This window comes from Nocardia sp. NPDC058497 (assembly GCF_042720195.1).
GTDB lineage: Bacteria > Actinomycetota > Actinomycetes > Mycobacteriales > Mycobacteriaceae > Nocardia.
In genome coordinates, this window is sequence record NZ_JBHXMY010000617.1 from 1 (window position 1) to 3,422 (window position 3,422).

Genomic DNA, 3,422 nt, shown 5'->3' on the forward strand with positions numbered 1-3,422 from the left:
GTCATATTTGGGCCACCCCCAACCCCCCCGCCCCCTCAGCCCCCCGCCCCCCGCGTTCAGTAGTACAGACCGTCAGCTGGGGTCGATGCCGTAGAGCCTGGCCCAGTTCTCGCGGCTGGTGAGTTCGGGGACGGCGGCGCGGTACTCGGCCTGGAGGGCGGGGAGTTCCTTGCGGAGTTTGCGCAGGGTTCGGTAGGTCCGGATGAGCAGGGCGCGGGCGCGGGCCTTGTCGCGGCGGCGGACGCGGACGCCGGACTGGGAGGCGTCGGTGACGACCACGTGGTCGAACAGGCCGATGTGCCACCAGTGCGCGTCCTCGCGGGTGATGCCGATCAGGCCGTGCTGGGTGCGCCCGGTCCACTGCCCGATCGCGCGCTTGATCAGCACCAGGGTGACCCGGCTCGGCTCACCGCCGGCCCGGCGGACCTGGATGTCGGCGGAGTTCACCGGCGGGGTCGCGGCGGGGTGCTTGATGGTCTCGGGGTAGTCGCCGCGGGTGGTGCGGGCGGCGGCGAGGGCGTCGATGCCGCCGTCGCGCAGCACCTTCGGGCCCTTCATGAAGTCCTCGATGCCCTGCAAGGTGGTGTGCACAAGGCCGTACTGCATGCCGACGAGGTGCTCGGCGATATTGCGGAAGAACTCGCGCGTGATCGCCTTGCCGTCGAGATCGGTGTGCAGGGCGCCGACGATGAGCGAGTTGCGCGTGGAGAAGTAGCGCGCCCAGTCGTCGTAGTCCTTCCAGTAGAAGTCGGCGTGCCAGACGGCGGCGTTGGGCAGGGTGACGGTGACGAAGCCGTGCTCGCGGGCGCGGATGCCGTACTCCACGTCGTCCCACTGGAAGAAGATCGGCACCGGCAGGCCGATCTTGGCGACCACCTCGGCCGGGATCAGGCAGGTCCACCAGGCGTTGTACCCGGCGTCGACGCGGCGCTCCTGGTTCTTCTTGAGCATGGAGGTGTTGCGCAGCGCCTTGGGCACCTTCTGGCCGTGCTTGAGCTCGTGCAGGTGCACGTCCTCCGCGCCGACATTGAGGTAGTCGGGGTTGAGCAGGAACAGCATCTGCGCGCCGACCAGGGTCGGTTCGACGGTCAGGTTGGCAAAGGCCTGCAACCGCAGCACGGTCTCGGGCTCGCACAGGATGTCGTCGTCCATCAGGATGACGTCGGCGTGCTCGTTGGCCGCCGACACCTCGTACAGACCGCGGGTGAAGCCACCCGCGCCGCCGAGGTTGGGCTGACGGAGGTAGCGCAGCTTGTCGCCGAAGTCGGGGCGAACCTGCTGGAACAGCGGGCGGTTCTCGACCAGATCGGTGCCCTGGTCGACGACGTAGACCGCGTCGATCGCGGCGAGCACGGTCGCGTCCGAGGCCAGCGCGGCCACGGTGTGCGCGCAGTCCTCGGCGCGGTTGAAGGTGCAGATCGCGATCGCGACCGGGCGGACCTTCTCCGGCGCCTGCGCGGTCCAGGCGAGCTCGGTGATGCCGAGCGGGCCGCCGATGGCGTCGAACTCGAGCCACAGCGCGCCACCGTCGACGTACTGGTCCAGCGGGGCGCTCAGGCTGACGCGGCCGCTGCTGGTCGCCACGAGCGAGGCGATGATGCGGCGGTGGCCCGCGATGTCGGAGGCGACCAGGCGCACGTTGGCCTTGTCCCCGACCTCGAGGGTCGCGCCAACGGTCACCTCGGTGACGGTGGTCCAGCGCTGCCAGTAGCTGGCGGCGAAGCGGCCGAAGTAGGTGTTGGTGTGCGCGGTGGCGCCCTTGGGCAGGTGCAGCGCCAGGCGCTCACGAACCGCGGCGCCGCCCTTGACGACAGCGTAGAGCTCGTCGCTCACCCGGGCCGACGGCCCGGTGAAGATGCCGCGGGCCAGCACCAGCCGTTCGGGCGCCGCGTGGTCACCTCGCAGTGAGGCGGGTGCGGCCTCGCGTCGATCGTTCGATTCGGTCACGGCTCCCGTAGCCGACTGTTCCATGAAGTCCTCGAAATTCTCGGTATCGACTGCGCCGGCGCAAGCAGTCACGTAAAGAAAGGGGCGGCGCGGCAGGCGGGGGTGAGGATATCAATCGCCCGGCGTCGTCGCGCTGTCAGTGAGGGGTAGCCGCACCCCGCGCGTGTTGCTCCTCGGTTGCCGAAGAGCCGGTGAAGACGAATTTGTCGTAGGCCCAATAGCGGAATACCACCGCGACGATCTGGCCGATCAGCGTGCCGGAAATGTTGTCCGACAGCGGGCTGGACAGATCGAGTACATAGCGGGAAAAGCCGAGGCAGCCGAGTTGCAGGCCGATCGCGACCACGTTGAATACCGCGTACAAAAGGTATTCCCGACCTGGGTTGTCGGTCTTCTTGTGGGAGAACGTCCACCACTTGTTGCCGAAGTAGGTGACCACCGTCGCCACCCCGATCGCGATGATCTTGGCCGGCAGCGGCGAGTGATACAGCACACCTTCGGAGAAGGAGAATCCACCGCCCCAGAAGACCAGCAGGTTGTAGGTGCCCGCGTCGACCAGGAAACCGATCGCGCCGACGACGAGGAACGCCGCCCCCTGCCGCAGGGCCGTCACCACCTTCGACATCAAGGACGCGGGGACCGGCTCGGACAACTCGGGGTGGGACACGGGCCGACCGTACACCGATGGCCCGTCGGCTCCCGCGTTAAGCTCGCTGAACCGGGTGAGCGGATCGACACCGCGCTGTGTACCCTCCCGGTGTCCCACTGCTGCCTACATCGAGGATTTGACCCGGGTGGACTCCACCGAGCTTCGCATTGCCGCCGTGGTCCCCTGCCACAACGAAGAGGCCGCGGTCGCCAAGGTCGTCGCCGACCTGAAGGCCGCCGTGCCGGGGATCGTCGTTTACGTCTACGACAACCTGAGCACCGACCGCACCGCCGAATGCGCCCGCGAGGCCGGGGCGATCGTGCGCTACGAGAACACCAAGGGCAAGGGCAATGTCGTGCGCCGCGCCTTCGCCGACATCGAGGCCGACGTCTACGTGATGATCGACGGCGACGACACCTACGAGGCATCCGTGGCGCCGCTGATGATCAAGACGCTGCTCGAGGGCCCCTACGATCACGTGCTCGGCGTGCGCAAGCAGGACGAGGACACCAACGCCTACCGCTCGGGTCACGAGACCGGCAACAAGGTGCTCAACGGCGTCGTCGGCAAGGTGTTCGGCGAGAACGTCGAAGACATGCTGAGTGGCTTCCGGGTCTTCTCGCGCCGGTTCGTCAAGAGCTTCCCCGCCGTCTCGCGCGAGTTCGAGATCGAGACCGAACTGACCGTGCACTCGCTGCACCTGCGGGTGCCGCAGACCGCGGTGCAGGTCGGGTTCCGTGACCGCCCGGCGGGCAGCGAGTCCAAGCTGCGCACCTACCGCGACGGCACCAAGATCCTCGCGCTGATCCTCGGCCTGGCCAGGCAC

General features: G+C 68.0%; 3 protein-coding genes. 1 reads left to right on the forward strand and 2 read right to left on the reverse strand.

Going from position 1 to position 3,422, the window contains the following annotated elements; translation table 11 throughout:
• Positions 1–72: 72 nt before the first annotated feature.
• Positions 73–1,971, reverse strand: a complete 1,899-nt coding sequence (locus tag ACFWPJ_RS28270; RefSeq protein ID WP_378855856.1) for a glycosyltransferase — start codon at positions 1,969–1,971, stop codon at positions 73–75.
• Between the two features lie 112 nt (positions 1,972–2,083).
• Positions 2,084–2,614 carry a GtrA family protein gene (locus tag ACFWPJ_RS28275; RefSeq protein WP_378855858.1) on the reverse strand — a complete coding sequence of 177 codons (531 nt, stop codon included), beginning with the start codon at positions 2,612–2,614 and terminating at the stop codon, positions 2,084–2,086.
• Positions 2,615–2,741: 127 nt separating this feature from the next.
• Here ACFWPJ_RS28275 and ACFWPJ_RS28280 point away from each other — a divergent pair.
• On the forward strand, positions 2,742–3,422 hold a 681-nt coding region (locus ACFWPJ_RS28280; protein WP_378855860.1), incomplete at its 3' end, for a glycosyltransferase.